Origin of the sequence: Amnimonas aquatica (assembly GCF_002943415.1) — a bacterium.
GTDB lineage: Bacteria > Pseudomonadota > Gammaproteobacteria > Pseudomonadales > Moraxellaceae > Perlucidibaca > Perlucidibaca aquatica_A.
The window spans coordinates 1-5,024 of record NZ_PTQZ01000141.1 but is presented as its reverse complement, the minus strand read 5'-3'; the positions used below and the strand labels follow the sequence as shown (position 1 = coordinate 5,024).

Here is a 5,024-nt window from a genome sequence, read left to right as displayed (position 1 = left end):
CGGCCCGCCTGCGGTGGTGGCCCCGGCAACCAGCCCGGCCGCCGCCAGCCATTGCGGCCGCAGCAGCGACTCGACCGCGACCAGCGCCGCCCATGACTCCGCATCCGGCGCCTGCCGCCAGGCCGCCAGCGTCGACTCCAGGTCATGGCAGGCCTGCGCCAGCGGCAGGCGGTCCAGCCCCAGCGCCGACCCCTTCAGGGTGTGCAGCGGCAGCAGCAACGCGGTCAGAGCGGGCGACGCCAGCGCCGCGGCCCGGTCCGGAGTCCGCCCGCCGGCGAGGACGAACACCTGCCAGTCCGCCGCGAACGACTGCCACAGCCGTGCCGCCTGCGTGCGGAAGATCATCTCCAGCGCGGCGTCGGTCATGCCGGCGCACCCGCCATGAGCAGGGGCCAGGCATCGAACAGCAGCTTGGCGCCGACCAGCACCGTCAGCACCTCGAAGCTGCGCTTCACCAGCCGGTTGCCGTGCTTCAGCGCCAGGTGCGCGCCGAGGTATCCGCCCATGAGCGAACCCAGCAGCAGCGCCGGCAGCCAGTCCCAGCGCACCGGCGCCTGCTGGGCCAGGAACCAGGCGCCGGTGCCGTTCCAGAACAGGCCGACGAGGATCAGCGTGTAGGTCACCGCGCGGGTGTAGTCGAGACCGAACCAGCGCACCAGCCAGAGGGTCACGAACAGGCCGGTGCCCGAAGTCAGCGAACCATTGAGCATGCCGATCAGGAACAGGGCGCCGCCGCCGATCAGCAGGCCGGCGCGATGGGTGTTGCGCAGGTCGGCGACCTGGCCCAGCGCCGGTCGCCGCCAGGAATAGATGCCCAGGCCCAGGGTGAGCAGGCCCAGCGCCGCCCGCGCCCAGGCCTCCGGCACCTGCAGGATGAGCTGGGTGCCGAGCCAGACGCCGGGCAGGCCGGCGGCGAGGATGAAAAGCGCGAAACGCCAGTTGATGCGCTCGCTGCGCAGGTGCCGCAGGGTGGCGCCGATGCCCAGCGCCACGCTGGCGATCTTGTGCGTGGCCAGCGCCACCGGGAAGGCCAGGCCGAGGAACAGCAGCACCGGCAGCTGCAGCAGCCCGGAGCCGCCGCCGGCCAGCGCCGACAGCGTGTTGGCCAGCAGCGCGAGCAGGAGCAGCAGGCCCTGCTCGCCCCAGCCGCTCAGCACCGCGCCTCCGCCCGGCGACCGGCTGGCGGGAACACGGCGCGGGCCTGGCGGCGCGGCATGGCCGGCGGGCTCAGCGCGGCTTGCGCGCGCGGTTGCTGATCAGCGTACCCATGCCTTCGTCGGTGAAGACTTCGAGCAGGCAGGCGTGCGGCACGCGGCCGTCGATGATGTGCGCGCTCTGCACGCCGCCCTTCACCGCGTCCAGCGCGCAGGCGATCTTCGGCAGCATGCCGCCGTAGATGGTGCCGTCGGCGATCAGGGCATCGACATCCTGCGTGGTCAGGCCGGTCAGCACCTGCTTGTCCTTGTTCATGACGCCCGGGATGTTGGTGAGCAGGATCAGCTTCTCGGCCTTCAGCGCCTCGGCCACCTTGCCCGCCACCAGGTCGGCATTGATGTTGTAGGACGCGCCGTCATCGCCGACGCCGACCGGCGCGATCACCGGGATGAAGTCGCTGTTGAACATCAGCTCCAGCACGTCGGCCTTGATGCCGGCGACCTCGCCGACCTGGCCGATGTCCACTTCCTGCGCCTGGCCGGCCTCGTCCTTGCGCGACAGGGTCATGCGCTTGGCGCGGATCAGGTTGGCGTCCTTGCCGGTGAGGCCGATGGCGCGGCCGCCGTTCTGGTTGATCAGGTTGACGATGGACTTGTTGACCAGGCCGCCGAGCACCATCTCCACCACATCCATGGTCTCGCCGTCGGTGACGCGCATGCCGTCGATGAACTGCGACTCCTTGCCGATGCGCTTGAGCAGGTCGCCGATCTGCGGGCCGCCGCCATGCACCACGATGGGGTTCAGACCCACCGTCTTCATGAGCACGATGTCGCGCGCGAACGAGTTCTCCAGCTCCGGGTCGGTCATGGCGTTGCCGCCGTACTTGACCACCACGGTGGCGCCGGCGAAGCGCTGGATGTAGGGCAGTGCCTCGGTCAGCACCTTGGCGATATTGAGGGCGGCATCGTGGGTCAGGGCCATGACGGTTCTCGCGCGATTCAGTTGGACGGGGTTGGGAAAGGGTTGCTCACGAGGCGGCAGCGAAACTCACTGCCGGCCAGAGCTGCCGAAACCGCCGGCGCCGCGCGCCGTGGCCTGGAACTCGGACACGATCTCGAATTCGGCCTGCACCACCGGCACCAGCACGTACTGCGCCAGGCGCTCGCCCGGCTCCAGCACGAACGGCTGCGCGCCGCGGTTCCATACCGACACCATGAGCTCGCCCTGGTAGTCGGCATCGATCAGCCCGACCAGGTTGCCGAGCACGATGCCGTGCTTGTGGCCGAGGCCCGAGCGCGGAAGGATCAGGCCGGCGTAGCCGGGGTCGGCGATGTAGATGGCCAGGCCGGTGCGCACCAGCACGGTGTCGCCCGGGTTCAGCGTCAGCGGCGCGTCCAGCAGGGCGCGCAGGTCGAGGCCGGCGGAGCCTTCGGTGGCGTAGGCCGGCAGCGGCAGGTCGCGGCCGATGCGGTCGTCGAGGATGCGGACTTGCAGGGCTTTTTTCATGGTGCGGGCTTCGTGGTCCTGTTCGTGACTGTGTTCAAAAGCGGTGTTCGGAGGCTGTCGGTGATGACGCCGGCAACGGACGCCGGCTGGCGATCAGGCGGCATGATCAGGCGCCGGCGGCCATGGCAGCATCAGAGCGTTTCATCGGCATGACGGGTCAGGCTGGCATCGCCGGCGACCGTGCCGCCGGGAGCGGCCGCCAGCCGCTCCGCCAGCAGGCCGACCAGCGCGCGCGCGATCTGCGTCTTCGGCGCCTTGGCCAGCTCGGCGCGGCCCAGGCCCGGCGCGGCGGCACTGCTGCCCTGCCCGGCGTCCGGCCAGAACACCACCATGGCGTTGTCATCGCTCTGGAAGCCGATGTCGCCGCGCGACACGTCGTTGCAGGCGATCAGGTCCAGGCGCTTGCGCGACAGCTTGTCGCAGGCGTAGCCCTCGACCTGCTGGGTCTCGGCGGCGAAGCCCATGACGAAGGGCTTGTCGGCGCGCGCCGCGATGGTGGCGACGATGTCCGGGTTCTTGATCAGGGTGATGTCCAGCGTGTCGTCCTTGAGGCCCTTCTTGATCTTCTGGCCCGCCACCTGCGCCGGCCGGTAGTCGGCCACCGCCGCCGTGGCGATGAACACCACGCGCGCCGCGCCCAGCGACGCCACCGCGTCGTTCACCGCCGTCTCGCTGGCGCCGAGCATGTCGCAGGCGCTGACCACATCAACCCGCTGCACGCGCGGCGGCGTGGCCAGGTGCACCGGACCGGCGATCAGGGTCACGCGCGCACCGGCCTCGGCACAGGCCTCGGCGAGCGCGAAGCCCATCTTGCCCGAGCTGTGGTTGCTCAGGTAGCGCACCGGGTCCAGCGCCTCGCGCGTGGGCCCGGCGGTGATGATGACGTGGCGGCCGGTGAGCTGGCGGCTCTCGAACTGGTCGGCGCACAGGGCCGCCAGCTCGACGGCTTCGAGCAGGCGGCCGGCGCCGATGTCGCCGCAGGCCTGCGAGCCGCTGCCCGGCCCGAACACGGCGACACCGCGTGCCAGCAGGGTCTCGATATTGCTCGCGGTGGCCCGGTCGGCCCACATCTGCTGGTTCATGGCCGGCGCCACGGCCTTCTTGCCGGATGCCGCCAGCCAGCAGGTGGTCAGCAGGTCATCGGCGATGCCGCCGGCCAGGCGCGCCAGCGCATCCGCCGAGGCCGGCGCGACCAGGAACAGGTCGGCCCAGCGCGCCAGCTCGATGTGGCCCATGCCGGCCTCGGCCTCGGGGTCGAGCAGTTCGGTGTGCACGGGGTTGCCGGACAGCGCCTGCAGCGTCAGCGGCGTGATGAACTCGCGCGCCGCCGGCGTCATGATGACCTGCACCTCGGCGCCGGCGTCACGCAGGCGACGGATCAGCTCGGCGCTCTTGTAGGCGGCGATGCCGCCGGTCACGCCGAGCAGGATGTGCTTGTTGGTCAGCCGCGCGAGCATGCAAAGACTCCGGATCGGGTCTATACCTTGGACAGGTGCGGAAGATAACACGCCGGACCGCCCGGCGAGCATGCCCGCACGCACCGTCGGTGAACCGCAGGGAGCACGACATTGCGCATACGCGACTGGCCGGCCGAGGAGCGGCCGCGGGAAAAACTGCTGCACCAGGGCGCCGCCACGCTGAGCACGGCCGAGCTGCTGGCGCTGTTCATCGGCCATGGCCGCCCGGGCCTGACCGCCGTCGACATCGCCCGCCAGGCGCTGGGGCGACACCGCGGCCTGCGCAACCTGCTCGACGCCAGCCCGGCCGACATCATGGCGCAGCCCGGCTGGGGTCCGGCGCGCACCGCCCGCCTGCTGGCCGCCGTCGAGCTGGGCCGGCGCCACCTCGGCGAGGCCCTGCAGCGCGAGAACAAGCTGTGCAGCCCGCACGACACCCGCGCCTTCCTGCGCGCACGGCTGCGCGACCGCGATCGCGAGGTGTTCACTGTGGTGTTCATGGACAACCAGCACCGCGTGATCGCGGTCGAGGACCTGTTCCACGGCACGCTGGACAGCTGTTCGGTGCATCCGCGCGAAGTCGTCAAGCGCGCGCTGGCGCATCAGGCCGGCGCGCTCATCCTGGCGCACAACCACCCCTCCGGCATCGCCGAGCCATCGGCCGCCGACCGGCGCATCACCGAACGGCTGCAGAACGCGCTGGCGCTGATCGACGTGCGCGTGCTCGACCACCTCGTCATCGGCGATGGCGAGCCGGTGTCGTTCGCGGAGCGGGGCTGGCTGTGAGGAGGGGAACGGTTCGGCCAGGTGGCCGGGCGGGAAAAACGCTGCGCTACGATTTCCCGCCCGGCCACCTGACCAAACCGTCCGTGCAGAAAGCAGAACCCCGGGGCCTGAGGGCACCCG

General features: G+C 71.0%; 6 protein-coding genes. 1 reads left to right on the top strand and 5 read right to left on the bottom strand.

Annotated features, from left to right (window positions below; all coding sequences use genetic code 11):
- The 5 genes from C5O18_RS06505 to coaBC form a co-directional block, all read right to left on the bottom strand.
- The coding region (locus C5O18_RS06505) for an Hpt domain-containing protein (protein WP_206389766.1) at positions 1-366 on the bottom strand (366 nt) is incomplete at its 3' end.
- Positions 363-1,157 (bottom strand): sulfite exporter TauE/SafE family protein, encoded by a 795-nt coding sequence (locus tag C5O18_RS06500; protein WP_206389765.1) that lies wholly within the window; start codon positions 1,155-1,157, stop codon positions 363-365. The genes C5O18_RS06505 and C5O18_RS06500, both read right to left, overlap by 4 nt.
- A 70-nt stretch (positions 1,158-1,227) precedes the next feature.
- The gene (gene argB, locus C5O18_RS06495) at positions 1,228-2,136 is read right to left on the bottom strand and encodes an acetylglutamate kinase (protein WP_105192537.1); all 909 of its coding nucleotides are present in this window, start codon (positions 2,134-2,136) and stop codon (positions 1,228-1,230) included.
- Between the two features lie 66 nt (positions 2,137-2,202).
- Complete coding sequence (dut, locus tag C5O18_RS06490) at positions 2,203-2,661, bottom strand: dUTP diphosphatase (RefSeq protein WP_105192535.1); 459 nt, start codon at positions 2,659-2,661, stop codon at positions 2,203-2,205.
- Positions 2,662-2,792: 131 nt separating this feature from the next.
- Positions 2,793-4,118 (bottom strand): bifunctional phosphopantothenoylcysteine decarboxylase/phosphopantothenate--cysteine ligase CoaBC, encoded by a 1,326-nt coding sequence (gene coaBC, locus C5O18_RS06485; RefSeq protein ID WP_105192533.1) that lies wholly within the window; start codon positions 4,116-4,118, stop codon positions 2,793-2,795.
- A gap of 111 nt (positions 4,119-4,229) precedes the next feature.
- Between coaBC and radC the strand changes: the two genes are divergently transcribed.
- Positions 4,230-4,904: a RadC family protein gene (radC, locus tag C5O18_RS06480; RefSeq protein ID WP_105192531.1), complete on the top strand. Its 675-nt coding sequence runs from the start codon at positions 4,230-4,232 to the stop codon at positions 4,902-4,904.
- Positions 4,905-5,024 lie beyond the last annotated feature (120 nt).